Here is a 24,331-nt window from a genome sequence, read left to right on the forward strand (position 1 = left end):
CGCTCGAAGAACGCCCACGGCGACAACACCGCGGCACTGTTCGGCATCGTTCAGGGCGGCATGTACCAGGACTTGCGCATGCGCTCGCTGGAAGCGCTGGTCAACATCGACTTCGACGGCCTGGCCATCGGCGGCCTGTCGGTGGGTGAACCCAAGCACGAGATGATCAAGGTGCTGGATTACCTGCCGGCACAAATGCCTGCTGACAAACCTCGTTACCTTATGGGGGTAGGCAAACCGGAAGATCTGGTTGAGGGTGTGCGCCGCGGCGTCGACATGTTCGACTGCGTGATGCCCACGCGCAACGCGCGCAACGGCCATCTGTTCGTCGATACAGGGGTGATCAAGATCCGCAATGCGTTCCATCGCCACGATGATTCGCCGCTGGATCCGACCTGTGACTGCTATACCTGCACCAACTTCTCCCGCGCTTATTTGCATCACCTGGACAAGTGCGGCGAAATGTTGAGCAGCATGCTGAATACCATCCACAACTTGCGCCATTACCAGCGCTTGATGGCCGGTTTACGCGAGGCTATTCAACAGGGTAAATTGGCCGCCTTTGTCGACGCCTTCTATGCCAAGCGCGGACTTCCCGTTCCGCCTTTGGACTGACTGTTCGCACACATAATTAAATTCAGCAACTGGAGTGCTACATGAGCTTTCTGATTCCCGCCGCTTACGCGGACGCTGCAGCCCCTGCCGCCGGCCCAGCTGGTACCGGCTTCGAGTGGATCTTCCTGGTCGGCTTCCTGGTCATCTTCTACCTGATGATCTGGCGCCCGCAGGCCAAGCGCGCCAAAGAGCAGAAAAACCTGCTCAGCGCACTGCAAAAGGGTGATGAAGTGGTCACCAACGGCGGTATCGCCGGCAAGATTGTCAAAGTTTCCGACGATTTCGTGGTACTGGAAGTGTCCGACAACGTCGAGCTGAAGTTCCAGAAGGGTGCCATCGCGGCCACCCTGCCAAAAGGTACGCTCAAGGCTATCTGAGTTACCGGTTTCATTTTTTCCAGTCGGGGCGCGCAAAGCGCCCCGCGTCTTGAACGGGCGGCGTGATGCTGAACAAATACCCTCTGTGGAAATACCTGCTGATCCTGGTGGTACTGGCGGTCGGCTTTATTTATTCCGCTCCCAACCTCTACCCGGATGACCCGGCGGTGCAGATCAGCGGTGCAAGTTCCGCGCTGCACGTGAGCCAGGCCGACCTCGACCGCGCTACCAAGGCGCTGGTTGATGCCGGTATCACCGTCAAGGGTGGCAGCCTGGGCGAGAAGGGCAGTGCGCTGGTGCGCCTGACCAACCAGGAAGACCAACTGCCGGCCAAGGATGTGGTGCGCAAGACCCTGGGTGACGACTACGTCGTCGCACTGAACCTGGCCCAGACCACCCCGCAGTGGCTGCGCAACCTGGGGGCCAGCCCGATGAAGCTGGGCCTGGACCTCTCCGGTGGTGTGCACTTCCTGCTGGAAGTGGACATGGACAAGGCCATGAGTGCCCGCCTGAAGGTCTACGACGGCGAAGTGAAGACCCTGCTGCGCAAAGAGCGCGTGCGCTACCGTAGCCTGCCCCAGCAGGACGGCAGCATCATGCTGGGCTTCTCCGACGATGCTACCCGCGAACAGGCGCGTGACCTGGTCCGCAAGAATTTCAATGATTTCGATATCACCACCACCGAGCGCAACGAGCTCTCCGTGCTGCGTCTGGCGCTGACCCAGGCCAAGGTCGCCGAAATCCGCGAATACTCCATCAAGCAGAACCTGACCACCGTCCGCAACCGTGTGAACGAGCTGGGCGTGGCCGAGCCGCTGGTTCAGCGCCAGGGCGCCAACCGTATCGTGGTCGAGCTGCCCGGCGTGCAGGACACGGCCGAAGCCAAGCGTATTCTCGGCAAGACCGCCAACCTCGAGTTCCGCTTCGGCGCTGAGCCAGGTGCTTCGAAAGCGACTACCGAGGTCTTCGAGTTCCGTGATGGCAACCGTTCGGCTGCGGTCGAGCGTGGCTTGATCATCACCGGTGACCAGGTCACCGATGCCCAGGCGAGCTTCGACGAGCACGGTCGTCCGCAGGTGAACATCCGCCTGGACGGCCACGGCGGCGAGTTGATGAGCCGCGCCACGCGCAGCAACGTCGGTCGCAGCATGGCGGTGATCTTCATCGAGCAGAAGCCGGTGACCCGCTACGTCAAGCAGACCGTCGACGGCGTCGAGAAGGAAGTGGCGGTACAGAGCTTCCAGGAAGAGAAGAAGATCATCAGCCTGGCGACCATCCAGTCGCCGCTGGGCAGCCAGTTCCGCATCACTGGCCTGAACGGCCAGGGCGAGTCGTCGGAGCTGGCCCTGCTGCTGCGTGCCGGTGGTCTGGCAGCGCCGATGTACTTCGCTGAAGAGCGTACCATCGGCCCGAGCCTGGGTGCCGACAACATCACCAAGGGTGTCGATGCGTCGCTGTGGGGCATGCTGTTCGTCTCGCTGTTCATCATCGCCATCTACCGTGGCTTCGGCGTGATCGCCACCATCGCCCTGACGGGCAACATGGTGCTGCTGCTGGCGCTGATGTCGCTGCTGGGCGCGACCCTGACCCTGCCGGGTATCGCCGGTATCGTGTTGACCATGGGTATGGCGGTCGACGCCAACGTGCTGATCTTCTCGCGGATTCGCGAGGAGCTGAAAAACGGCATGTCGGTGCAGCGTGCCATCCACGAAGGCTTCAACCGTGCCTACACCGCGATCATCGACGCCAACCTGACCAGCCTGCTGGTCGGCGGCATCCTGTTCGCCATGGGTACTGGCCCGGTCAAAGGCTTCGCGGTCACCATGTCCCTCGGGATTTTCACCTCGATGTTCACCGCCGTCATGGTGACCCGCGCAATGGTCAACCTGACCTGTGGCGGGCGTGACATCAAGAAGCTGTGGGTTTGAGGGAGCTGCGATGAAAACCATCAACTTCATGGGCGTGCGCAACGTTGCGTTCGCCGTCACTGTCCTGTTGACCGTACTGGCGCTGTTCAGCTGGTGGCACAAGGGCTTGAACTTCGGCCTGGACTTCACCGGCGGTACGCTCATCGAGCTGACCTACGAGCGTCCGGCCGACCTCAAGGCGGTGCGTGCCGAGCTGGTCGAGTCCGGCTTCCACGAGGCCATCGTGCAGAGCTTCGGTGCCACCACCGACCTGCTGGTGCGCATGCCTGGCGACGACCCGCAACTGGGCAATCAGGTTGCCCAGGCGCTGCAGAAAGTGGGCGGCGACAACCCGGCCACCGTCAAGCGTGTCGAGTTCGTCGGCCCGCAGGTCGGTGAAGAACTGCGTGACCAGGGCGGCCTGGGCATGCTGCTGGCGTTGGGCGGGGTACTGATCTACCTGGCGTTTCGCTTCCAGTGGAAGTTCGCGGTGGGGGCGATCGTCTCGCTGGTGCACGACGTGATCGTGACCGTGGGCATCCTCTCGTTCTTCCAGATCACCTTCGACCTGACGGTGCTGGCGGCGGTGCTGGCGATCATCGGCTACTCGCTCAACGACACCATCGTCGTGTTCGACCGGGTGCGTGAGAACTTCCGCGTGATGCGCAAGGCCTCGCTGATCGAGAACATCAACGTCTCGACCACCCAGACCCTACTGCGTACCATCGCCACGTCGGTGTCCACCTTGCTGGCGATCGCTGCGCTGCTGTTCTTCGGTGGCGACAACCTGTTCGGCTTCTCCCTGGCCCTGTTCATCGGTGTCATGGCGGGTACCTATTCGTCGATCTACATCGCCAACGTGGTGCTGATCTGGCTGAACCTGAACAGCGAAGACCTGATCCCGCCGGTCAAGGCCGAGGGTGTGGACGACCGTCCGTAAGGGCGTGTCCTGCGCCGTTTGGCGTAAAGGGAGGCGCGAGTGTTGAACTCGCGCCTTTTTTTTTGCTCCAAGGCAGGGAGAAGGCGGGCAATGTCCCGCGGGTATGATCAGGAGATTCCACGTGAACAAATCAATGCTGGTGGGTGCGGTTCTGGGTGCTGTCGGTGTTACAGCCGGAGGTGCTGTGGCGACCTACAGCTTGGTGAACAAAGGGCCGGAATATGCCCAGGTCACTGACGTACAGCCGATCAAGCAACAGGTGAAGACACCGCGCGAAGTGTGCAAGGACGTGACCGTGACGCGCCAGCGTCCGGTGCAGGACCAGCACCAGATCGCCGGTACCGTGGTGGGCGCCTTGGCCGGGGGGCTGCTGGGTAACCAGATCGGTGGCGGCACCGGCAAGAAGATCGCCACGGTGGCCGGTGCGGTCGGTGGCGGTTATGCCGGCAACAAGGTGCAGGAGGGCATGCAGGAGCGTGATACCTACACCACCACGCAAACGCGCTGCAACACGGTCAACGACGTCAGCGACAAGGTGGTGGGTTACACCGTGAAGTACACCATCGGTGATCAGGCGGGTGTGGTGAAGATGGATCACGAGCCAGGCTCGACCATCCCGCTGGACAAGAATGGCAAGCTGATACTGAGCCAGGCACAGCCAGGGCAGTGACCTGTGTGCCGGCCCCATTGCGGGTCGGCAGGGTTGTGGAAAACAGGCATAAAAAAAGCACCCCGAGGGGTGCTTTTTTGCATCTGGAGCCTTGGCTCAGCGCTTCAGGTTCTCTGGCAGGTGCGGCTGGATCGCAGTCAGCACCGCCTTGAAGCACTTGATGTTGCCGGCAACGATGTGGCCTTTGTCGAGGAAGTCGTGGCCACCGTTGAAGTCGCTCACCAGGCCGCCTGCTTCCTGGATCAGCAGTACGCCTGCAGCCATGTCCCACTCGGACAGGCCCGACTCCCAGAAGGCGTCGAAGCGGCCTGCAGCAACGTAGGCCAGGTCCAGGGCGGCGGAGCCGGCGCGGCGGATGCCGGCGGTCTGGCCGGTGAGGGCGCGGAACATGCCGAGGTAGTTGTCCAGGTCAGCCATCTGGTTGTCGCGGAACGGGAAGCCGGTACCCAGCAGGGCGCCTTCCAGGCTGGTGCGCGAGCTGACGCGCAGGCGACGACCGTTGAGCTGGGCGCCACGACCGCGGCTGGCGGTGAATTCTTCCTGGCGGACCGGGTCGACGATGACCGCGTGCTCGAGACGGCCGCGGTATTTGCAGGCGATGCTGACCGCGAAGTGCGGAACGCCACGCAGGAAGTTGGTGGTGCCGTCCAGCGGATCGATGATCCACAGGTAGTCCTTGCCTTCCTCGCCGGAGCCGGCGTGCAGGCCAGTCTCTTCACCCTGGATCGAGTGGTTCGGGTAAGCCTTGCGCAGGGCGTTGACGATGGTCTGCTCGGCGGCGCGATCGACCTCGGAGACGTAGTCCTTGGCCTCTTTCTCGTCGACCTTGATGCTGTCCAGGCGTTCGATGGAGCGGAAAATCAGTTCACTGGCGCTGCGAGCGGCGCGCAGGGCGATATTCAGCATAGGCTGCATGGGCGTTTCACCTGGAGATGTTAAAGAAGAAAGCCGCATAGTCTATCAGAAAACTGTTCCGGCAGAAGGGTGACATTCGCATTCGTGGCGTTACGCCCGTCGCTTAGGTAAGATCGTTCCCCCCTTTATAGGCATCCGTGAGCTCGACACCTTGCTGCAGAATATTCGTGTTGTTCTGGTCAATACCAGCCACCCCGGCAACATCGGCGGCGCTGCTCGTGCCATGAAAAACATGGGCTTGTCGCGCCTGGTGCTGGTTCAGCCACTGGATTTCCCCGCTGCGGACGCCAGCGCTCGTGCCTCCGGCGCCGACGATGTGCTGGACGGTGCCGTTGTGGTCGATACGCTCGAGCAGGCGCTGGCTGGCTGCAGTCTGGCGATTGGTACCAGCGCCCGTGACCGCAGCATGCCGTGGCCGATGCTCGACCCGCGCGAATGCGGGGTGCAGAGCGTCGCGCGTGCGGCCGCCGGCGAGGAGATCGCCCTGGTGTTCGGTCGCGAACATGCAGGCCTGACCAATGACGAACTGCAGCGATGTCACTTCCACGTGCACATTCCATCGAACCCCGACTTCAGCTCGCTGAATCTTGCTGCCGCAGTCCAGGTGCTCGCCTACGAGGTGCGCACCGCATGGCTGGCGGCGCAAGGTGCGCCGGCGAAGGTCGAGAAGGTCGATGCCAGCGACGAGCTGGCCACCCTGGACGAAATGGAGCTGTTCTACGAACACCTGGAAAAGACCCTGGTGGACATCAGCTTCCTCGACCCTGAAAAGCCCAAGCACCTGATGGCGCGTCTGCGCCGGTTGTATGGGCGCAGCTCGGTCAATCGTTCGGAAATGAGCATTTTGCGCGGCATCCTCACCGAGACTCAGAAAGTCGCCCGGGGTGATGCGCACAAGCGGAAGGACTAGAAACAATGTTCGAGCGTCTGCGTGAAGATATCCAGAGTGTGTTTCATCGTGACCCCGCGGCACGCAATGCCTTCGAGGTGCTGACCTGCTACCCCGGGATGCATGCCATCTGGCTGCATCGCCTGGGCAATGCCCTGTGGAAGCGAGACTTCAAGTGGCTGGCGCGCCTGGTGTCGAACTTCGGGCGCTGGATGACCGGCATCGAGATCCACCCCGGCGCCACCATCGGCCGGCGTTTCTTCATCGATCATGGCATGGGCATCGTCATCGGCGAGACCGCCGAGATCGGCGATGATGTGACGCTCTATCAGGGCGTGACCCTCGGCGGCACCAGCTGGAACAAGGGCAAGCGACACCCGACCCTGGAAAACGGCGTAGTGGTGGGGGCGGGCGCCAAGGTGCTCGGCCCGTTCACGGTGGGCGCCGGGGCCAAGATCGGCTCCAATGCGGTGGTGACCAAGGCCGTGCCGGCCGGTGCCACGGCAGTCGGGATCCCGGGGCGGATCATCGTCAAGACCGAAGACAGCGAGGTCGAGGCCAAGCGCAAGGCCATGGCCGAGAAGATCGGCTTCGATGCCTACGGCGTCAGTGGCGACATGCCCGACCCGGTGGCGCGCGCCATCGGCCAGATGCTCGACCACCTGCAGGCGGTCGACGAGCGCCTGGAGGGCATGTGCGGGGCGCTGACCAACCTGGGCAGTGACTACTGTGCCAAGGCCTTGCCGGCCCTGCCGGAAGAGGACTTCGCCGAGGTCAAGCAGGCTGCGCAGAGCGACACTCCGTCGCATTGATTACGCCGGGCTGATACACGGGGCGTGTGCTCGCGCCCCTTGTCTGCTATCATCGCGCCCGCTTCCCGCGTGCAAACCCGACTAAAGCACTAGGTCTTATAGTTGACTTAAATGCTCGGGAATCGCATACTCGCACACATCCTGTAACTCCCGTGGTACCCATAGCCATGCGATTGACTACCAAAGGCCGTTACGCCGTCACCGCCATGCTCGACCTGGCGTTGCACGCGCAGCATGGGCCGGTATCCTTGGCCGACATTTCCGAGCGCCAGGGCATCTCCCTCTCCTATCTGGAACAGCTGTTCGCCAAGCTGCGCCGCAGCAGTCTGGTTTCCAGCGTGCGCGGTCCGGGTGGCGGCTACCAGCTGTCGCGGGGCATGGAAACCATCCAGGTGGCGCAGGTAATCGACGCGGTCAACGAGTCGGTAGATGCCACTCGCTGCCAAGGCCTCGGGGATTGCCACGCCGGTGATACCTGCCTGACCCACCACCTGTGGTGCGATCTCAGCCAGCAGATCCACGAATTCCTCAGCGGCATCAGCCTGTCCGACCTCGTCATGCGCCGCGAGGTGCAGGAAGTCGCCCAGCGCCAGGACCTGCGCCGAGTCGCCGGTCGCGTTGCCCAGCTGGACAAGATTGAGACGTCCGCCGTCGACTGATGCAGCGACGAGCGACGCCAACGCCTGATAGGAGATACTCAATGAAGTTGCCGATCTACCTCGATTACTCCGCGACCACCCCGGTCGATCCCCGCGTCGCCCAGAAGATGGCCGACTGCCTGCTGGTCGACGGAAACTTCGGTAACCCGGCCTCGCGTTCCCACGTGTTCGGCTGGCGCGCTGAAGAGGCGGTCGAGAATGGCCGCCGCCAGGTCGCCGAGCTGATCAATGCCGACCCGCGCGAAATCGTCTGGACCAGCGGTGCCACCGAGTCCGACAACCTCGCGCTCAAGGGTGTCGCGCACTTCTATCAGACCAAGGGCAAGCACATCATCACCTCCAAGATCGAGCACAAGGCGGTCCTCGACACCGCTCGCCAGCTCGAGCGCGAAGGTTTCGAAGTCACCTACCTCGAACCCGGTGAAGACGGCATCGTCACCCCGGCGATGGTCGAGGCCGTGCTGCGCGACGACACCATCCTCGTCTCGCTGATGCACGTGAACAACGAAGTCGGCTCGATCAACGATATCGCCGCCATCGGTGAACTGACCCGCTCGCGCGGCGTGCTGTTCCACGTCGATGCCGCGCAGTCGGCCGGCAAGGTCGAAATCGACGTGCAGAAGACCAAGGTCGACCTGATGTCGTTCTCGGCGCACAAGGTCTACGGCCCGAAGGGCATCGGTGCGCTGTATGTCAGCCGCAAGCCGCGTGTGCGCCTGGAAGCCATCATTCACGGCGGTGGCCATGAGCGCGGCATGCGTTCGGGCACCCTGCCGACCCACCAGATCGTGGGCATGGGCGAGGCCTTCGCCATCGCCAAGCAGGAAATGGCCGCTGAAAACGTGCGCATCAAGGCGTTGAGCGATCGCTTCTTCAAGCAGGTCTCCGACCTTGAAGAGCTGTACGTCAACGGCAGCCAGACCCAGCGCGTTCCGCACAACCTGAACCTGAGCTTCAACTACGTCGAAGGCGAGTCGCTGCTGATGTCGCTCAAGGACATCGCCGTATCGTCCGGTTCGGCCTGCACCTCCGCGTCGCTCGAGCCTTCTTATGTACTGCGCGCCCTGGGCCGCAACGACGAGCTGGCGCACAGCTCGATCCGCTTCTCCTTCGGTCGCTTCACCACCGAGGAAGAAGTTGACTACGCCGCGCAGGAAGTCTGCAAGGCCGTGAACAAACTGCGCGAACTGTCGCCGCTGTGGGACATGTACAAAGACGGCGTCGACATCTCCAAGATCGAGTGGGCCGCCCACTAAGCAGTCGCCAGCAAGAGCGGCTCCCTGATGAGGAAGGAATTGCACCATGGCATACAGTGAAAAGGTCATCGACCACTACGAAAACCCGCGCAACGTCGGCAAGATGGACGCCGAAGACCCGGACGTCGGTACCGGCATGGTCGGCGCCCCGGCGTGCGGTGACGTGATGCGTCTGCAGATCAAGGTCAACGAGCAAGGCATCATCGAAGATGCCAAGTTCAAGACCTACGGCTGCGGTTCGGCCATCGCCTCCAGCTCCCTGGCCACCGAGTGGATGAAGGGCAAGACCCTGGACGAAGCCGAAACCATCAAGAACACCCAGCTGGCCGAAGAACTGGCGTTGCCGCCGGTCAAGATCCACTGCTCGGTACTCGCCGAAGATGCCATCAAGGCAGCCGTTCGCGATTACAAGCAGAAGAAAGGCTTGATCTAAGTCGCCGCGAGGTAAGGAGTTCCGATGGCTATCAGCATGACAGAAGCCGCCGCCAACCACATTCGCCGCTCCCTCGACGGGCGCGGCAAGGGTGAAGGCATTCGCCTGGGCGTGCGCACCACCGGCTGCTCGGGCCTGGCCTACGTGCTGGAGTTCGTCGACGAGCTGGCCGACGAGGACCAGGTGTTCGAGAACCATGGCGTGAAGGTCATCATCGACCCGAAAAGCCTGGTGTATCTCGATGGCACCGAGCTGGATTTCGTCAAGGAAGGGTTGAACGAAGGCTTCAAGTTCAACAACCCCAACGTGCGCGGTGAGTGTGGCTGCGGCGAAAGCTTCAATGTCTGAGGCTTGACGTGGGTACTCCTTGCCATTTCGCCCTGTTCGACCTGCAGCCGGGCTTTCGCCTGGACCTCGACAAGCTGGCCACCCGTTATCGTGAGCTGGCCCGCGAGGTCCATCCAGACCGCTTTGCCGACGCCTCCGAGCGTGAGCAGCGTGTCGCCCTGGAAAAGTCCGCAGCACTCAACGACGCCTACCAGACGCTGCGCAGCGCGCCGCGTCGTGCGCGTTACCTGCTGGCCGTCAGCGGCCACGAAGTGCCCCAGGAAGTCACGGTCCACGACCCCGACTTCCTGCTGCAGCAGATGCAGTGGCGTGAAGAACTCGAAGAGCTGCAGGACGAAGCCGACCTCGACGGTGTTGCTGTGTTCAAGAAGCGCCTGAAGGTCGCCCAGGACACGCTCAACGAGGATTTCGCCGCCTGCTGGGATCAAGCTGCCGAGCGTGACAAGGCCGAGCGCCTGATGCGCCGCATGCAGTTCCTCGACAAGCTCGCCCAAGAAGTGCGCCAACTCGAAGAGCGCCTCGACGATTAACCCCGGCGTTGCCCGTGATGACGCCTAAGGTATTCAGATAAGCATGGCCCTACTGCAGATCGCCGAACCCGGTCAGAGCCCCCAGCCGCACCAGCGTCGCCTGGCGGTGGGTATCGACCTGGGTACCACCAACTCTCTCGTCGCTGCAGTGCGCAGCGGTCGCAGCGAGCCCCTGCCCGACGCCCAGGGCAATGTCATCCTGCCGTCCGCCGTGCGCTATTTGCCAGGGCACTGCGACGTCGGCCAGGACGCTCGTGACGCAGCCTCCAGCGACCCGCTGAACACCGTGCTTTCGGTCAAGCGCCTGATGGGTCGCGGTCTTGCCGACGTCAAGCAACTGGGCGAGCAACTGCCTTACCGCTTCGTTGGCGGTGAATCGCACATGCCATTCATCGACACTGTCCAGGGGCCGAAGAGCCCGGTGGAGGTGTCGGCCGACATTCTCAAGGTCCTGCGCCTGCGCGCCGAGCAAACCCTCGGTGGCGAGCTGGTGGGCGCGGTCATCACCGTGCCGGCCTATTTCGACGATGCCCAGCGCCAGGCCACCAAGGACGCGGCGCGCCTGGCCGGCCTGAGCGTGCTGCGCCTGCTCAACGAGCCGACCGCTGCCGCCGTGGCCTATGGCCTGGACCAGAACGCTGAAGGCGTGGTGGCGATCTTCGACCTGGGGGGCGGCACCTTCGATATCTCGATCCTGCGCCTGACCGCGGGCGTCTTCGAAGTGCTGGCCACGGGGGGGGACACTGCCCTGGGTGGCGATGACTTCGATCACGCCATCGCTGGCTGGATCATCGAGCAGGCCGGTCTGTCCGCCGATCTCGACCCGGCTACCCAGCGCCAACTGCTGCAGACGGCCTGTGCCGCCAAGGAAGCCTTGACCGATGCCGACACCGTCAGCGTCGCCCACGGCGCCTGGCAGGCTGAGCTCAGCCGTGCCGCCTTCGAAGCCATGATCGAGCCACTGATCGCCCGCAGCCTCAAGGCCTGCCGCCGCGCCGTGCGCGACAGCGGTGTCGAGCTGGAAGAGGTCGGTGCCGTGGTGATGGTCGGTGGCTCGACCCGCGTGCCGCGTGTACGCGAAGCCGTCGGCACGCTGTTCGGCCGCACTCCGCTGACCTCGATCGATCCTGACCAGGTCGTGGCCATTGGCGCCGCGATCCAGGCCGACACCCTGGCCGGTAATCGCCGCGAAGGTGGCGAATTGTTACTTCTGGACGTCATCCCGCTGTCGCTGGGTCTTGAGACCATGGGCGGGCTGATGGAAAAGGTGATTCCGCGCAACACCACGATTCCCGTGGCTCGTGCCCAGGAGTTCACCACCTACAAGGATGGCCAGTCGGCCATGATGATTCACGTCCTGCAGGGCGAGCGCGAGCTGATCAGCGACTGTCGTTCGCTAGCCCGCTTCGAGCTGCGTGGCATCCCGGCGATGGTGGCCGGTGCGGCGAAGATCCGCGTGACCTTCCAGGTCGATGCCGACGGCCTGCTCAGCGTCGCGGCCCGCGAGCTGGGCTCGGGCGTGGAGTCGAGCATCCAGGTCAAGCCGTCCTACGGCCTGACCGATGGCGAGATCGCCCGTATGCTCAAGGACTCCTTCGAGCACGCAGGCTCCGACAAGCAGGCGCGCCAGTTGCGCGAGCACCAGGTCGATGCCGAGCGCTTGCTCGAAGCGGTGCAGGGCGCCCTGGATGCCGACGGCGAGCGTCTGCTCAGCGCTGACGAGCGCGAGGCCATTGCCTTCCAGATGCAAGAATTGCGTGATTTGCTCACCGGCACCGATGGCGCGGCCATCGAGCAACAGACCAAGCGTCTGTCGCAGGTGACCGATGCCTTTGCCGCCCGTCGCCTTGATTCGACGGTCAAAGCCGCACTGGCCGGGCGCAACCTGAATGAGATCGAGGAGTAACCGATGCCCCAGGTGATTTTCCTGCCGCATGAGAAGTTCTGCCCGGATGGGCTGGTGGTCGAAGTGGAGCCAGGCACCAACATTCTGGAGCTGGCCCACGAACACCATATCGAGATGGAAAGCGCGTGCGGCGGCGTGTGTGCCTGCACCACCTGCCACTGCATCGTGCGTGAAGGTTTCGACTCGCTGGAAGAAGCCGACGAGCTGGAAGAAGACATGCTGGACAAGGCCTGGGGCCTGGAAGCGCAGTCTCGCCTGGCGTGCCAGGTGATCGTGGGTGATGAAGACCTCACCATCGAGATTCCGAAATACTCGCTCAACCACGCTGCCGAAGCGCCGCACTGAGGTTTTCAGCATGAGCCTGAAATGGATTGATGTACTTGAGATCGCCATCCAGCTTGCGGAAAGCAAGCCGGACGTCGATCCTAAATATGTGAATTTCGTCGATCTGCACCGTTGGGTGCTGGCTTTGCCAGAGTTCAGCGACGATCCGTCACGCGGCGGTGAGAAAGTGCTCGAGGCCATCCAGGCGGCCTGGATCGAAGAAGCCGACTGAGCGTCTCTGCAGGTTAGGCAATCCCCTGGAACCCGCGTATAATTCGCGGGTTTAATTTTTCGCAACACTCAAATTCTGGAGTTTTCCATGGCTGTTCAACGTACTTTCTCCATCATCAAGCCTGACGCAGTTGCCAAGAACGTCATCGGCAAGATCACCACTCGCTTCGAAGAAGCCGGCCTGAAAATCGTCGCTTCGAAAATCAAGCAGCTGTCCAAGGCCGAAGCCGAAGGCTTCTACGCCGAGCACAGCGCTCGTGGCTTCTTCGGTGATCTGGTTGCCTTCATGACTTCCGGTCCGGTCGTCGTTCAGGTGCTGGAAGGCGAGAACGCCATCGCTCTGAACCGTGAGCTGATGGGCGCCACCAACCCTAAAGAAGCCGCTCCAGGCACCATCCGTGCCGACTTCGCCGAGTCGATCGACGCCAACGCCGTTCACGGTTCGGACTCCGAAGCCGCTGCAGCTCGCGAAATCGCTTACTTCTTCGCTGCTACCGAGGTAACCACTCGCTAAGCGAAAGCTTACGAGTGAGGGTGAATCCATGACGACATCTACTGGCAAAATCAACCTGTTGGGGCTGACCCTGCCGGAAATGGAACAGTTCTTCGACTCGATCGGGGAGAAGCGCTTCCGTGCCGGTCAGGTGATGAAATGGATTCACCATTTTGGCGTGTCCGACTTTGCGGACATGACCAACGTCGGCAAGGTCTTGCGCGAGAAGCTCGAGGCCGTTGCCGAGATTCGCCCCCCGGAAGTGGTCAGCGAGGACATTTCCGCCGACGGTACCCGTAAATGGGTAGTCCGCGTTGCCTCCGGCAGCTGCGTCGAGACCGTCTACATTCCCACCGACGACCGCGGTACCCTCTGCGTTTCGTCGCAAGCCGGCTGTGCCCTGGACTGCAGTTTCTGCTCCACCGGCAAGCAAGGCTTCAACAGCAACCTCACCGCCGCCGAAGTGATTGGCCAGGTGTGGCTTGCCAACAAATCCTTCGGGACCGTCCCTGCCAAGATCGACCGCGCTATCACCAACGTGGTCATGATGGGCATGGGCGAGCCCTTGCTGAACTTCGACAATGTCATCGCCGCGATGAAGATCATGATGGACGATCTGGGCTATGGCATCTCCAAGCGTCGCGTCACCCTGTCCACTTCGGGTGTCGTGCCGATGATCAATGAGTTGGCCAAGCACATCGACGTGTCGCTGGCGCTGTCGCTGCATGCGCCCAACGACGCGCTGCGCAACCAGTTGGTCCCGATCAACAAGAAGTACCCGCTCAAGATGCTGCTCGAGTCCTGCATGGGCTATATGTCCACGCTCGGCGGCAAGCGGGTGCTCACCATCGAGTACACCCTGCTCAAGGACGTCAACGATCAGCCTGAGCATGCCGCGCAGATGATCGAATTGCTGCGTGACGTGCCGTGCAAGATCAACCTGATTCCGTTCAACCCGTTCCCGCACTCCGGCTACGAGCGTCCCAGCAACAATGCGATCCGTCGTTTCCAGGATCTGCTGCACCACGGCGGCTTCAACGTCACCACCCGCACCACCCGCGGCGAAGATATCGACGCGGCCTGTGGTCAGCTGGTGGGGCAGGTCATGGACCGCACTCGCCGTAGCGAGCGCTACATCGCCGTGCGCCAGATCAACGCCGATGGCAGCGAGCTGCAAGACAGCGCTGCGCGCCACTGACGGAAGCCGCCGATGACCCTGCGCGCCGCGCTGTCGATCCTGTCGCTTTTGCTGCTGGCCGGCTGCGTGTCCGGCGGTGCAGGTGATCCGCTGTCCAGCCGACAGGGCAGGGCGGAGGCAGGGCGTGCCTATGTGCAGTTGGGGCTGGGGTATTTGCAACAAGGCATGACTGAGCAAGCCAAGGCCCCGCTGGCCAGGGCGCTTGCGTTGAACAGCCACGATGCCGATGCACACGCCGCCCTGGCCCTGGTCTTCCAGGCCCAGGGCGAGCCCGATCTGGCCGATGGCCATTTCCGCGAAGCCTTGTCGCAACGCCCGAATGACACGCGGATTCGCAACAACTTCGGCAGTTTCCTATATGCTCAGGGGCATTTTCGCCAAGCAGAACAGATGTTTCGCCAAGCTGCTGCCGATACCCTGTATCCTGAACGTTCCCGGGTATACGAGAACCTTGGCCTGACCGCCCTCAGGCAAGGGCGTCGCGAGCAGGCTCACGAATACCTGGACAAGGCCCTGCAGCTCGATCAGCGGCAACCACGAGCGCTGCTGGAAATGGCTGAGTTGTCCTACGAAAACAGGCATTATGTGCCGGCCCGGGACTATTTCGAGCGCTTCAGCCAGCATGGCGATCACGACGCTCGCAGCCTGCTGTTGGGCAGCCGCCTCGCCCGAGTCTTCGAAGAGCACGGCACCGCAGCCGAGCTGGGCCAGAAATTACAACGACTTTATCCCGGTACGCCGGAATATCAGCAATACCTGTCGGAGCAACGATGAAAGCCGCGCACCCCGAAGCAGCAGCAGCGATTCAGCAGAATCCAGGTGATATCTTGCGCCAGGCCCGCGAGAACCGGAACTGGTCGCAGGCCGAGGTCGCCCGTAAGCTGAATCTCACGGTCACTTCGCTGAACAACCTGGAAACCGGCGCCTTCGACAAGCTTCCCGGACACACCTTCGCGCGCGGCTATATCCGTGCTTACGCCAAGCTCATGGACATGGACCAGGCGCCGCTCGTCGAGGCTTTCGACCAGATCACCGGGACTCACGCCAAGGGCAGCGAAGTACATGCCCTTGGTCGTATCGAGGAGCCGGTGCGCCTTTCGCACAATATTCTGCGTGTCGTCAGCCTGTTGCTGCTGGTGGCCGTGGTCGGTGGCGGGTTCTTCTGGTGGCAGGACCAGAGCAGCCTGCGAGGCAAGGACCTGGCCAAGATCGCCCTGGAGCATGTCGAGGTCGAAAGCGCCGACGGCACCACCCAGATCCACCCGCTCGATGAGCCGGAAGATCAGGCCGTGACTGCGGGCCAGCAGCCAGAGAGCGCGCCACTGCCGCTTGAGCAGGCTACGACCGAAGCTGCCGCCGAGGCTGCTGAACAGGGCACCCCGGGCACCGCCGCCTCCGCCGCCGCTCCAGCCGCTCCGGTTGCCCAGGCTCCTGCCCAGACGCACGCGCCCGCCACCACGCCCGCACCAACCGCACCGGCCACCCACGCCGTACCGACTGCGCCAGTTGCCAGCGAACCTGCCGTGGTTGCTGCGGGCGATGGCAAGATCGCCATTCAATTCACCGCCGATTGCTGGACCCAGGTCACCGATGGCAACGGCAAGGTGCTGTTCAGCGCGATCAAGCGCAAGGGTGACAGCCTGGAACTGACCGGCAAGCCGCCGTTCGCGGTCCGCCTGGGCTTTGCCCGCGGCGCTCAGGTCAGCTACAACGGTCAGGCCGTCGATGTCGCCCCGTTCACCAGTGGCGAGACCGCTCGCCTGAAGTTGGGACAGTAAGTCATGCACGGCGAATCTCCGATCAAACGTCGCGAATCCCGCAAAATCTGGGTCGGCAATGTGCCGGTGGGTGGTGATGCACCCATCGCGGTACAGAGCATGACCAACACCGACACCAATGATGTCGCCGCCACCGTTGGGCAGATCCAGCGCCTGGTCGATGCTGGCGTCGACATCGTCCGCGTCTCGGTGCCGGACATGGACGCGGCCGAAGCCTTCGGCAAGATCAAGCAATTGGTCAGCGTGCCATTGGTCGCCGACATCCATTTCGACTACAAGATCGCTCTGCGCGTCGCCGAGCTTGGTGTTGACTGCCTGCGCATCAACCCGGGCAACATCGGTCGCGAAGACCGTGTGCGCGCGGTGGTCGATGCCGCTCGCGACCGTGGTATCCCGATTCGCATCGGCGTCAACGCGGGTTCGCTGGAAAAGGACCTGCAGAAGAAGTACGGCGAGCCGACCCCGGCAGCGCTGGTGGAGTCGGCGCTGCGCCATGTCGAGCACCTTGACCGCCTCGACTTCCAGGACTTCAAGGTCAGCGTCAAGGCCTCCGACGTGTTCATGGCCGTCGAAGCCTACCGCCTGCTGGCCAGGCAGATCGTGCAGCCGCTGCACCTGGGCATCACCGAAGCCGGTGGCCTGCGTTCGGGGACGGTGAAATCCGCTGTCGGCCTCGGTATGCTGCTTGCCGAAGGCATTGGCGATACCATTCGCATCTCCCTCGCTGCCGATCCGGTCGAGGAAGTGAAAGTCGGCTACGACATTCTCAAGTCGCTGCACCTGCGTTCCCGTGGCATCAACTTCATCGCCTGCCCGAGCTGTTCGCGGCAGAACTTCGATGTGGTCAAGACCATGAACGAGCTGGAAGGGCGTCTGGAAGACCTGCTGGTGCCGCTGGACGTCGCGGTGATCGGCTGCGTGGTCAACGGCCCGGGCGAAGCCAAGGAATCCCACGTCGGCCTGACCGGTGGTACCCCCAACCTGGTGTACATCGATGGCAAGCCGGCGCAGAAACTGACCAATGACAACCTGGTCGATGAGCTGGAAAAGCTCATCCGCCAGAAAGCGGCCGAGAAGGTCGAGGCCGACGCGGCGCTGATCGCCCGCGGCTGATACACAGATTCGTAAGGACTTTTCGTGAGCAAATCGCTGCAAGCCATCCGTGGCATGAACGACATCCTGCCCGAGCAGTCGCCCCTGTGGCGCTACTTCGAAGGCACCGTGGCCGGCCTGCTGGACGGCTACGGCTACAGCCAGATCCGCACGCCGATCGTCGAGTTCACCGAGCTGTTCAAGCGCTCGATCGGTGAAGTCACCGATATCGTCGAAAAAGAGATGTACACCTTCCAGGACAACAAGGACTCGCTGACCTTGCGCCCGGAAGGCACTGCCGCGTGTGTGCGTGCTGTGCTCGAGCACGGCATCATCGGCAATGGCCAGGTACAGAAGCTCTGGTATGTCGGCCCGATGTTCCGCCACGAACGCCCACAACTGGGGCGTTATCGCCAGTTCCACCAGATCGGCGTCGAGGTGTTCAACCTGGCCGGTCCGGACATCGACGCCGAGCTGATCATGCTCACCTGGCGCCTCTGGGCGCGCCTGGGTATCCAGGACGCGGTCACGCTCGAACTCAACAGCCTGGGCACCAGCGAAGCCCGTGCGCGCTATCGCGACGCGCTGGTCGAGTTCCTCAGCGAGCGTATCGATCAACTGGACGACGACAGCAAGCGTCGCCTGAAGAGCAACCCGCTGCGCATCCTCGACAGCAAGAACGAAGGCACCCAGGCCGCTCTGGTGGGCGCACCGAAGCTCGAAGAGTACCTGGACGAAGAGTCCCGCGTGCACTTCGAGGGCGTGAAGGCCCGCCTCGACGCTGCCGGTATCCCGTTCGTGATCAACACCAAGCTGGTGCGTGGCCTGGACTACTACAGCAAGACCGTGTTCGAGTGGGTCACCGACAAGCTCGGTGCCCAGGGCACTGTCTGTGCCGGTGGCCGCTACGATGGCCTGGTCGAGCAGATGGGCGGCAAGCCGACGGCTGGCGTGGGCTTCGCCATGGGTATCGAGCGACTGCTGCTGCTGATCGAGACGCTGGGCCAGGTGCCCGAGTCGATCAGCCGTACGCTGGATGTCTACCTGTGCGCCTTCGGCGAGCAGGCGGAGCTGGCGGGCCTGAAGATCAGCGAGCAACTGCGCGATCGTCTGCCGGGCCTGCGCCTGGCGGTCAACGCCGGTGGCGGCAACTTCAAGAACCAGTTCAAGAAGGCCGACAAGAGCGGGGCGCTGTTTGCCCTGATCCTGGGGGACGACGAACTGGCGCAACAAGTGGTAGGTTTCAAGCCCCTGCGTGGCCAGGGCGAACAACAGAACATTGCCTGGGATGCTCTGGCCGAGCACCTGCAAGCTGCTCTCGCGCAGGCGTGAAGCGGTCAAACAGCCGAATTGCTGAAAAGGAGTATTGGGGTGTCGAGTACCGATGATGATGGCCTGGCCGCAGCCAAGGACTGGTGGAACCGCAACGGCAAGCCGCTGCTGACCGGTGCCCTGCTCGCCGCTGCGGTGGTGATGGGCTGGCAGGCCTGGCACAAGTACCAGAGCAACCAGTCGCAAGGCGCTTCGGCGCTGTACCAGGCGTTGCTGGAAACTACCCTGACGCCTGACGGCAAGCCGGATGCGACCAAGGTCGCCGAGCTGTCCGGCAAGCTCAAGAGCGAATTTGGCGGTTCGGCCTATGCCCAGTACGGCAGCCTGTTCGTGGCCAAGGTCGCGGTCGACAGCGGCAAGCTGGACGACGCCGCCGCCGAGCTCAAGAGCGTGATGGACAAGCCGGCCGATGCCACCCTCGGCGAGATCGCGCGCCAGCGTCTGGTCCGTGTGCTCGCTGCCCAGGACAAGGCCGAGGAGGCCCTCAAGCTGCTCGACGGTGACGCCGACAAGGCGTTCCTGGCCAGTCGTGAGGAGCTCAAGGGTGACTTGCTGGTCCAGTTGGGCCGTGCCGACGATGCCCACGGTGCGTATGAAAAAGCCAAGGCCGCGCTGTCCGACGACGCCGCGATCGGTGGCCTGCAACTGAAGCTGGATGACCTGGCCAAAGGGGACGCGTGAAGTGACCGGTTGGAAACAAGCAGCAGTGCTCGCCCTGGCCGTGCTGGCCGCGGGTTGCAGCAGCAACAGCAAGAAGGAACTGCCCCCGGCCGAACTGACCAAGTTCACCGAAGAGGTGGTGCTCAAGAAACAGTGGAGCCGTTCGATCGGTGACGGCCAGGGTGACAAGTACAACACCCTGGTGCCGGCCATCGAGAACGACCGCATCTACGCTGCCGACGTCAACGGCAAGGTCTTCGCGCTGAACCGCAGCAACGGTGACGTGGTGTGGAAGAAGGACCTGGACGTACCGGTTTCCGGCGCTGTCGGCGTGGGTTACGGTCTGGTGATGATGGGCACCCTCAAGGGTGAAGTCATCGCACTGGACTCCAGCACCGGTGAAGAGCGCTGGCGCTCGCGCGTCACCAGCGAAGTGCTGGCTCCGCCAGCGACCAACGGTGATGTGGTGGTGGTGCAGACCCAGGACGACCGTCTGATCGGCCTGGACTTCAACACCGGTGATCGCCGCTGGATCTACGAGAGTTCGCCAGCAGTGCTCACGCTGCGTGGTACCGGCGCGCCGATCGTGACCAACCGCCTGGCGGTGGCTGGTCTGTCCACCGGCAAGGTGATCGCGGTCGACACGCAGAACGGCGTGCCGGTGTGGGAGGCCCGCGTGGCCGTTCCGCAGGGCCGTTCCGAGCTGGACCGTGTAGTGGACATCGACGGTGGCTTGCTGCTGTCCGGTGGTACCCTTTACGTCACCAGCTACCAGGGTCGCGTCGCGGGCCTGGACCTGGAAAGCGGTCGCGTGCTGTGGCAGCGCGATGCCTCCAGCTATGTGGGTGTCGCCCAGGGCTTTGGCAACGTCTACGTGAGCGAGGCTTCGGGCACTGTCGAGAGCATCGATGAGCGTTCGTCTTCGGCGCTGTGGACCAACGACTCCATGGCCCGTCGCCAACTGTCGGCGCCGGAAGTGTTTTCCAGCTATGTCGCGGTAGGTGACTTCGAGGGTTACCTGCACCTGCTCAGCCAGGTCGATGGTCGCTTCGTCGGCCGTGAGCGTATCGACAGCGATGGCCTGCGCGCCCGCCCCCTGGTGGTCGGCGACACCATTTATGTCTATGGCAACAGCGGCAAGCTCGAGGCACTGACCATCCGCTGAAGCTATGCTTGAGACCGTCATCGGTTTCAGGCTGCGGCGCAGGAAGCGCCGCCCGAACTCCGGCCGCTGCCTTGCAGCGGCCTTTGCATTTTCAAGAATTCACGAGTGGAGAGCCGCATGGTTCCCGTAATCGCCCTGGTGGGACGGCCGAACGTCGGCAAATCCACCATGTTCAACCGCCTGACCAAGACCCGCGATGCCATCGTCGGCGACCTGTCGGGCCTGACCCGTGATCGCCAGTACGGCGACGCCACCTGGCAGGGTCGTTCGTTCATTCTCATCGACACCGGCGGTATCACCGGTGACGAAGTGGGCATGGACGAGAAGATGGCCGAGCAGTCGCTGATGGCCATCGAAGAAGCGGATTATGTGCTGTTCCTGGTCGATGCCCGCGCTGGCATGACCGCCGCTGACCAGATGATCGCCGAGCACCTGCGCAAGCGAAACAAAGAGGCGATCCTGGTCGCCAACAAGATCGACAACATCGATGCCGATGTCGCCCGCGCCGAGTTCTCGCCGCTGGGTATGGGCAACGCCATTCCGGTCGCCGGTTCGCAAGGCCGTGGTATCAACGCGCTGATGGAAGCCGTGCTTGGCCACATCCCGCGCGACCAGGTCGAGGAAGCGCTAGATGCCGAAGTCGCCGAAGGCGAGGAAGCGGTGCGTATTCCGGGGCCGAGCGAGAAGGATGGCATCAAGATCGCCATCATCGGTCGCCCGAACGTCGGCAAGTCGACGCTGGTCAACCGCATGCTCGGTGAAGAGCGTGTGGTGGTCTACGATCAGCCGGGCACCACCCGTGACAGTATCTACATCCCGTTCGAGCGTGATGGCGAGAAGTACACCTTCATCGACACTGCCGGGGTGCGCAAACGCGGCAAGATCCACGAGGAAGTCGAGAAGTTCTCGGTGGTCAAGACGCTGCAGGCGATCAAGGACGCCAACGTGGTGATCTTCGTCATGGACGCGCGCGAGGGGGTGGTCGACCATGACCTGAACCTGCTGGGCTTCGCCCTGGAAGCCGGCCGTGCCATCGTCATCGCCCTGAACAAGTGGGACGGCATGGAGCCGGGCGAGCGCGACTACGTGAAGACCGAGCTGGAGCGTCGGCTGTTCTTCGTCGACTTTGCCGACATCCACTTCATCTCCGCTTTGCACGGCACTGGCGTCGGCCATCTGTACAAGTCGGTGCAGGCCGCGTTCAAGTCGGCGGTCACCCGCTGGCCGACCAGCCGCCTGACGCAAATCCTCGAAGACGCCATCAGCGAGCACCAGCCGCCGCTGGTTAACGGTCGACGGATCAAGCTGCGCTACGCTCACCTCGGAGGTGCCAACCCACCCCTGATCGTGATCCACGGCAACCAGACCGACAAGATCCCGCGTTCCTACTCGCGCTACCTGGAAAACACATACCGCCGTGTGCTGAAGCTGGTCGGTACGCCGATCCGCATCGAGTACAAGGGCGGCGAGAACCCGTACGAGGGCAACAAGAACACCCTCACCGATCGCCAGGTCAACAAGAAACGCCGCTTGATGTCGCACCACAAGAAGGCTGAGAAGAAGCGCAAAGACAAGCGCTGATTCTCGCGTCTGCTTCTTCGCGGGCAAGCCCGCTCCCACTGCAAGGCACAGGCATTGAGATCTGTGAACGACCTGTGGAGCGGGCTTGGCCACGAATGAGCCTTTAAATGTTTCAACCTTTTTCCTGCCTGCCCGATCCGCTATGCTCGGACTCCACCCCGTGCCGGACCACCCCGCAGGAAAGAGGGCTCCATGATCCGCAGCAAACTGCCGAACGTCGGCACGACCATCTTCACCACCATGTCCCAGCTCGCCGCGCAAACCGGCGCGCTCAACCTGTCCCAGGGTTTCCCCGATTTCAATGGCCCGCAGCCGCTGCTCGATGCGGTCGGCCGACACGTGGCCGCTGGCAACAACCAGTACGCGCCGATGACCGGGTTGCCGCTGTTGCGCCAGCAGGTCGCGGCGAAGATCGCCCGTCTTTATGGCGCTCAGGTGGATGCCGATCAGGAAGTGACCATCACGCCTGGCGCCACCGAGGCGATCTTCTGTGCGATCCAGGCAGTGATCCAGACTGGCGACGAGGTGATCGTCTTCGACCCGTCGTACGACAGCTACGAGCCGTCGGTAGAGCTGGCCGGTGGTCGCTGCGTGCATGTGCAACTGAGCGATGGCGATTTTCGCATCGATTGGCAGAAGTTCAGCGATGCCCTGACCCCGCGCACGCGCATGGTCATCCTCAACTCGCCACACAACCCCAGCGGTGCGTTGATCACTCGCGACGACCTCGACCAGCTTGCCGACTTGATTGCCGAGCGCGACATCTACCTGGTGAGCGACGAGGTCTACGAGCACCTGGTCTACGACGGCGTGCGCCATGCCAGCGTGCTGGCTCACGAGCCGCTCTATGCCAGGGCCTTCGTGGTCAGTTCGTTCGGCAAGACCTACCACGTCACCGGCTGGAAGACCGGCTATGTGATTGCACCGCCTGCGCTGAGTGCAGAGCTGCGCAAGGTCCACCAGTACGTCAACTTCTGCGGCGTGACGCCGCTGCAATGGGCGCTGGCCGACTTCATGGCCGAACACCCGGAGCATATCGACGAACTGCCAGGCTTCTACCAGGCCAAGCGCGACCTGTTCTGCGACCTGCTGCAGACATCGCGCTTTGCTTTCACCCGCACCGCGGGCACCTATTTCCAGTTGGTGGATTACTCGGCGATCCGTCCCGACCTCAATGATGTGGAGATGGCACTGTGGCTGACCCGCGAACATGGCGTGGCGACCATCCCGGTGTCGGTGTTCTACCAGCGCCCTATCCCCGAGCAACGCCTGGTGCGCCTGTGCTTTGCCAAACGTGAGGAGACGCTGCGTCAGGCAGCGGAAAAACTATGCGCGATCTGAGTCAACTGCCGAACCTGAAGCTCGCCCTGGTGCAGACCACCCTGGCCTGGCATGACCGCGAGGGCAATCACGCGCATTTCGAGGTACTGCTGGAGCAGGCCCGTGGCGCTGACCTGGTGATCCTGCCGGAAATGTTCACCACCGGCTTCTCGATGGAGTCCGAACGCCTTGCCGAGCCCGAGCAGGGGCCGACCTACAAGTGGCTCAAGGCACAGGCAAAGAAGATCGATGCGGTGATCACCGGCAGTGTGATCATCCAGGCCGCCGATGGCAGCCACCGCAATCGCCTGCTGTGGGCACGACCGGACGGCGAGGTGCTGCACTACGACAAGCGCCACCTGTTCCGCATGGCGGGCGAGCACAAGCACTACACGCCTGGCGAACGCCAGGTACAGTTCGAGCTCAAGGGCTGGCGAGTTCGCCCGCTGATCTGCTACGACCTGCGCTTCCCGGTGTGGAGCCGCGACGCACAGGATACCGACCTGCTGCTGTACACGGCGAACTGGCCGGCCGCGCGGCGCCAGCACTGGAACCGGCTGCTGCCGGCGCGGGGGATCGAGAACCTGTGCTACGTGGCTGCGGTGAATCGGGTGGGGACCGACGGCAAGGGCTTTGCCTATTCGGGTGACAGCCAGGTGCTGGACTTCCAGGGCGAGAGCCTGCTGAGTGCGGGGGAGGCCGACGGGGTGTTCAGCGCGGTGTTGAGCGCGGCGGAGCTGGCGGCGTATCGGACCAAGTTCCCGGCGAACCTGGATGCCGACACCTTCGAGCTGCATTGAAACTGCAGTGCTCTTTTCGCGGGACAGCCCACTCCCCCAGGGAACGCAGTAATCAACGATTTACCTGTGGGGGAGGGGTTTGTCGCGAAAAGGACGATAC

The 24,331-nt window shown here is 62.9% G+C and carries 27 protein-coding genes; 26 read left to right on the forward strand and 1 reads right to left on the reverse strand.

Annotation, left to right across the window (positions count from 1 at the left end):
* The 5 genes from ACPZMI_RS02640 to ACPZMI_RS02660 form a co-directional block, all read left to right on the forward strand.
* Positions 1–615: tRNA guanosine(34) transglycosylase Tgt (locus tag ACPZMI_RS02640; protein WP_426351621.1), on the forward strand; the 615-nt coding region annotated here is incomplete at its 5' end.
* A 41-nt stretch (positions 616–656) separates the two neighbouring features.
* Positions 657–992 carry a preprotein translocase subunit YajC gene (gene yajC, locus ACPZMI_RS02645; RefSeq protein ID WP_186668247.1) on the forward strand — a complete coding sequence of 112 codons (336 nt, stop codon included), beginning with the start codon at positions 657–659 and terminating at the stop codon, positions 990–992.
* A gap of 65 nt (positions 993–1,057) precedes the next feature.
* Complete coding sequence (gene secD / locus ACPZMI_RS02650) at positions 1,058–2,920, forward strand: protein translocase subunit SecD (RefSeq protein ID WP_426351622.1); 1,863 nt, start codon at positions 1,058–1,060, stop codon at positions 2,918–2,920.
* A 10-nt stretch (positions 2,921–2,930) separates the two neighbouring features.
* Positions 2,931–3,839, forward strand: coding sequence for a protein translocase subunit SecF (secF, locus tag ACPZMI_RS02655; protein WP_426351623.1), 909 nt, complete (start codon positions 2,931–2,933; stop codon positions 3,837–3,839).
* A gap of 121 nt (positions 3,840–3,960) precedes the next feature.
* The gene (locus ACPZMI_RS02660; protein WP_186668241.1) at positions 3,961–4,509 is read left to right on the forward strand and encodes a glycine zipper 2TM domain-containing protein; all 549 of its coding nucleotides are present in this window, start codon (positions 3,961–3,963) and stop codon (positions 4,507–4,509) included.
* A 96-nt stretch (positions 4,510–4,605) separates the two neighbouring features.
* Here the strand turns inward: ACPZMI_RS02660 and suhB are convergent, their stop codons facing one another.
* Positions 4,606–5,424, reverse strand: a complete 819-nt coding sequence (gene suhB, locus ACPZMI_RS02665; RefSeq protein ID WP_186668239.1) for a type III secretion system regulator SuhB — start codon at positions 5,422–5,424, stop codon at positions 4,606–4,608.
* 151 nt (positions 5,425–5,575) lie between these two features.
* Here suhB and trmJ point away from each other — a divergent pair, with 151 nt between their 5' ends.
* The 21 genes from trmJ to ACPZMI_RS02770 all read left to right on the forward strand — a co-directional run bounded on the left by trmJ (position 5,576) and on the right by ACPZMI_RS02770 (position 24,231).
* On the forward strand, positions 5,576–6,334 hold the full coding sequence (gene trmJ / locus ACPZMI_RS02670; protein WP_186668238.1) for a tRNA (cytosine(32)/uridine(32)-2'-O)-methyltransferase TrmJ: 759 nt from the start codon (positions 5,576–5,578) through the stop codon (positions 6,332–6,334).
* Between the two features lie 5 nt (positions 6,335–6,339).
* The gene (gene cysE, locus ACPZMI_RS02675; RefSeq protein ID WP_054892548.1) at positions 6,340–7,125 is read left to right on the forward strand and encodes a serine O-acetyltransferase; all 786 of its coding nucleotides are present in this window, start codon (positions 6,340–6,342) and stop codon (positions 7,123–7,125) included.
* A 167-nt stretch (positions 7,126–7,292) separates the two neighbouring features.
* Positions 7,293–7,784, forward strand: coding sequence for a Fe-S cluster assembly transcriptional regulator IscR (gene iscR, locus ACPZMI_RS02680; RefSeq protein ID WP_054892549.1), 492 nt, complete (start codon positions 7,293–7,295; stop codon positions 7,782–7,784).
* A 41-nt stretch (positions 7,785–7,825) separates the two neighbouring features.
* A complete protein-coding gene (locus tag ACPZMI_RS02685) occupies positions 7,826–9,040 on the forward strand; it encodes an IscS subfamily cysteine desulfurase (protein WP_054925565.1) in 1,215 nt (404 codons plus the stop codon).
* Positions 9,041–9,086: 46 nt separating this feature from the next.
* On the forward strand, positions 9,087–9,473 hold the full coding sequence (gene iscU / locus ACPZMI_RS02690; protein WP_003443374.1) for a Fe-S cluster assembly scaffold IscU: 387 nt from the start codon (positions 9,087–9,089) through the stop codon (positions 9,471–9,473).
* A 24-nt stretch (positions 9,474–9,497) separates the two neighbouring features.
* Positions 9,498–9,821 (forward strand): iron-sulfur cluster assembly protein IscA, encoded by a 324-nt coding sequence (iscA, locus tag ACPZMI_RS02695; protein ID WP_003248536.1) that lies wholly within the window; start codon positions 9,498–9,500, stop codon positions 9,819–9,821.
* 8 nt (positions 9,822–9,829) lie between these two features.
* On the forward strand, positions 9,830–10,351 hold the full coding sequence (hscB, locus tag ACPZMI_RS02700) for a co-chaperone HscB (RefSeq protein ID WP_186668236.1): 522 nt from the start codon (positions 9,830–9,832) through the stop codon (positions 10,349–10,351).
* Positions 10,352–10,394: 43 nt separating this feature from the next.
* Entirely contained in the window at positions 10,395–12,257 is a 1,863-nt protein-coding gene (gene hscA, locus ACPZMI_RS02705) for a Fe-S protein assembly chaperone HscA (RefSeq protein ID WP_426351624.1), read from the forward strand.
* A 3-nt stretch (positions 12,258–12,260) separates the two neighbouring features.
* Positions 12,261–12,602 (forward strand): ISC system 2Fe-2S type ferredoxin, encoded by a 342-nt coding sequence (gene fdx / locus ACPZMI_RS02710; protein ID WP_134689986.1) that lies wholly within the window; start codon positions 12,261–12,263, stop codon positions 12,600–12,602.
* A 10-nt stretch (positions 12,603–12,612) separates the two neighbouring features.
* Positions 12,613–12,813 (forward strand): Fe-S cluster assembly protein IscX, encoded by a 201-nt coding sequence (iscX, locus tag ACPZMI_RS02715; RefSeq protein ID WP_027920277.1) that lies wholly within the window; start codon positions 12,613–12,615, stop codon positions 12,811–12,813.
* An 87-nt stretch (positions 12,814–12,900) separates the two neighbouring features.
* Positions 12,901–13,326, forward strand: a complete 426-nt coding sequence (gene ndk, locus ACPZMI_RS02720; RefSeq protein ID WP_011532343.1) for a nucleoside-diphosphate kinase — start codon at positions 12,901–12,903, stop codon at positions 13,324–13,326.
* A 28-nt stretch (positions 13,327–13,354) separates the two neighbouring features.
* Positions 13,355–14,503, forward strand: coding sequence for a dual-specificity RNA methyltransferase RlmN (gene rlmN / locus ACPZMI_RS02725; protein WP_054892553.1), 1,149 nt, complete (start codon positions 13,355–13,357; stop codon positions 14,501–14,503).
* 12 nt (positions 14,504–14,515) lie between these two features.
* Positions 14,516–15,277, forward strand: a complete 762-nt coding sequence (gene pilW / locus ACPZMI_RS02730; protein ID WP_186668229.1) for a type IV pilus biogenesis/stability protein PilW — start codon at positions 14,516–14,518, stop codon at positions 15,275–15,277.
* Positions 15,274–16,281, forward strand: a complete 1,008-nt coding sequence (locus tag ACPZMI_RS02735) for a RodZ domain-containing protein (protein WP_186721562.1) — start codon at positions 15,274–15,276, stop codon at positions 16,279–16,281. The genes pilW and ACPZMI_RS02735 overlap by 4 nt, the downstream gene beginning before the upstream one ends.
* A 3-nt stretch (positions 16,282–16,284) precedes the next feature.
* A complete protein-coding gene (ispG, locus tag ACPZMI_RS02740) occupies positions 16,285–17,394 on the forward strand; it encodes a flavodoxin-dependent (E)-4-hydroxy-3-methylbut-2-enyl-diphosphate synthase (RefSeq protein ID WP_054892556.1) in 1,110 nt (369 codons plus the stop codon).
* Positions 17,395–17,418: 24 nt separating this feature from the next.
* A complete protein-coding gene (gene hisS, locus ACPZMI_RS02745; protein WP_186721564.1) occupies positions 17,419–18,705 on the forward strand; it encodes a histidine--tRNA ligase in 1,287 nt (428 codons plus the stop codon).
* A 39-nt stretch (positions 18,706–18,744) separates the two neighbouring features.
* Positions 18,745–19,386, forward strand: a complete 642-nt coding sequence (locus tag ACPZMI_RS02750; RefSeq protein ID WP_426351625.1) for a tetratricopeptide repeat protein — start codon at positions 18,745–18,747, stop codon at positions 19,384–19,386.
* Between the two features lies 1 nt (position 19,387).
* The gene (gene bamB / locus ACPZMI_RS02755; RefSeq protein WP_288377005.1) at positions 19,388–20,530 is read left to right on the forward strand and encodes an outer membrane protein assembly factor BamB; all 1,143 of its coding nucleotides are present in this window, start codon (positions 19,388–19,390) and stop codon (positions 20,528–20,530) included.
* A gap of 117 nt (positions 20,531–20,647) precedes the next feature.
* The gene (gene der, locus ACPZMI_RS02760) at positions 20,648–22,111 is read left to right on the forward strand and encodes a ribosome biogenesis GTPase Der (RefSeq protein WP_186668210.1); all 1,464 of its coding nucleotides are present in this window, start codon (positions 20,648–20,650) and stop codon (positions 22,109–22,111) included.
* 192 nt (positions 22,112–22,303) lie between these two features.
* Entirely contained in the window at positions 22,304–23,452 is a 1,149-nt protein-coding gene (locus ACPZMI_RS02765) for a pyridoxal phosphate-dependent aminotransferase (protein ID WP_426351626.1), read from the forward strand.
* Positions 23,440–24,231 (forward strand): amidohydrolase, encoded by a 792-nt coding sequence (locus tag ACPZMI_RS02770; RefSeq protein WP_186668205.1) that lies wholly within the window; start codon positions 23,440–23,442, stop codon positions 24,229–24,231. Before ACPZMI_RS02765 ends, ACPZMI_RS02770 begins: the two co-directional genes overlap by 13 nt.
* The last annotated feature ends 100 nt before the right edge of the window (positions 24,232–24,331 follow it).

The organism is Pseudomonas wayambapalatensis (genome assembly GCF_049942315.1).
Taxonomy (GTDB): domain Bacteria; phylum Pseudomonadota; class Gammaproteobacteria; order Pseudomonadales; family Pseudomonadaceae; genus Aquipseudomonas; species Aquipseudomonas wayambapalatensis.

Excerpts from the sequence above, each read along its gene's own strand:
- ACPZMI_RS02735 (WP_186721562.1), top strand. The coding sequence starts at position 15,274 with ATGAAAGCCGCGCACCCCGAAGCAGCAGCAGCGATTCAGCAGAATCCA.
- fdx (WP_134689986.1), top strand. The coding sequence starts at position 12,261 with ATGCCCCAGGTGATTTTCCTGCCGCATGAGAAGTTCTGCCCGGATGGG.
- secD (WP_426351622.1), top strand. The coding sequence starts at position 1,058 with ATGCTGAACAAATACCCTCTGTGGAAATACCTGCTGATCCTGGTGGTA.
- hscA (WP_426351624.1), top strand. The coding sequence starts at position 10,395 with ATGGCCCTACTGCAGATCGCCGAACCCGGTCAGAGCCCCCAGCCGCAC.
- iscR (WP_054892549.1), top strand. The coding sequence starts at position 7,293 with ATGCGATTGACTACCAAAGGCCGTTACGCCGTCACCGCCATGCTCGAC.
- suhB (WP_186668239.1), bottom strand. The coding sequence starts at position 5,424 with ATGCAGCCTATGCTGAATATCGCCCTGCGCGCCGCTCGCAGCGCCAGT.
- rlmN (WP_054892553.1), top strand. The coding sequence starts at position 13,355 with ATGACGACATCTACTGGCAAAATCAACCTGTTGGGGCTGACCCTGCCG.
- der (WP_186668210.1), top strand. The coding sequence starts at position 20,648 with ATGGTTCCCGTAATCGCCCTGGTGGGACGGCCGAACGTCGGCAAATCC.
- iscX (WP_027920277.1), top strand. The coding sequence starts at position 12,613 with ATGAGCCTGAAATGGATTGATGTACTTGAGATCGCCATCCAGCTTGCG.
- yajC (WP_186668247.1), top strand. The coding sequence starts at position 657 with ATGAGCTTTCTGATTCCCGCCGCTTACGCGGACGCTGCAGCCCCTGCC.
- ACPZMI_RS02770 (WP_186668205.1), top strand. The coding sequence starts at position 23,440 with ATGCGCGATCTGAGTCAACTGCCGAACCTGAAGCTCGCCCTGGTGCAG.
- ACPZMI_RS02765 (WP_426351626.1), top strand. The coding sequence starts at position 22,304 with ATGATCCGCAGCAAACTGCCGAACGTCGGCACGACCATCTTCACCACC.
- secF (WP_426351623.1), top strand. The coding sequence starts at position 2,931 with ATGAAAACCATCAACTTCATGGGCGTGCGCAACGTTGCGTTCGCCGTC.
- iscA (WP_003248536.1), top strand. The coding sequence starts at position 9,498 with ATGGCTATCAGCATGACAGAAGCCGCCGCCAACCACATTCGCCGCTCC.
- ndk (WP_011532343.1), top strand. The coding sequence starts at position 12,901 with ATGGCTGTTCAACGTACTTTCTCCATCATCAAGCCTGACGCAGTTGCC.
- cysE (WP_054892548.1), top strand. The coding sequence starts at position 6,340 with ATGTTCGAGCGTCTGCGTGAAGATATCCAGAGTGTGTTTCATCGTGAC.
- iscU (WP_003443374.1), top strand. The coding sequence starts at position 9,087 with ATGGCATACAGTGAAAAGGTCATCGACCACTACGAAAACCCGCGCAAC.
- ACPZMI_RS02685 (WP_054925565.1), top strand. The coding sequence starts at position 7,826 with ATGAAGTTGCCGATCTACCTCGATTACTCCGCGACCACCCCGGTCGAT.
- pilW (WP_186668229.1), top strand. The coding sequence starts at position 14,516 with ATGACCCTGCGCGCCGCGCTGTCGATCCTGTCGCTTTTGCTGCTGGCC.
- ispG (WP_054892556.1), top strand. The coding sequence starts at position 16,285 with ATGCACGGCGAATCTCCGATCAAACGTCGCGAATCCCGCAAAATCTGG.